The 386-nt window shown below is 71.5% G+C and carries 1 protein-coding gene; it reads left to right on the top strand.

Annotated features, from left to right (window positions below):
- Positions 1-386, top strand: a 386-nt coding sequence (locus tag FLP08_RS17290; RefSeq protein ID WP_156278167.1) for a hypothetical protein, incomplete at both ends; no start/stop codon positions are given.

Below are 386 nucleotides of genomic sequence, written 5' to 3'. Positions count from 1 at the left end.
CTCGACAACAGCCAGTCCGGGCTGATCGCCGCGAATGGCGGCATCGCTATCGAGGCGCGGCAGGTCGACAACCGCGCCGGCGAGATTTCCAGCACCTCGAAGGTCGCCGTGAACGCCCGCGAGCAACTGGACAACCGCGGCGGCAAGGTCATCGGCGACAGCGGCCTGCGCCTCACCGTGCAGCGCCTGCTGAACCAGGCCAAGGGGGTGCTGGCCGGGCGCGACGGCCTGAGCCTGGACGGCGGCGAACTGTTCAACGGCGACGGCGGTCGGCTCGACAGCCAGAACAGCCTGAGCGTGAGCCTCGGCGGCGTGCTGGACAACCAGGGCGGCGCGCTGGTCAGCGAAGGCAGCCTGACGGCGCGCGCCGCGCGCCTGGACAACCG

Origin of the sequence: Christiangramia aestuarii, assembly GCF_009735585.1 — a bacterium.
Taxonomy (GTDB): domain Bacteria; phylum Bacteroidota; class Bacteroidia; order Flavobacteriales; family Flavobacteriaceae; genus Christiangramia; species Christiangramia aestuarii.
Note: the sequence above shows the minus strand (reverse complement) of the source record. Positions and strands in the feature narration are given on the sequence as shown.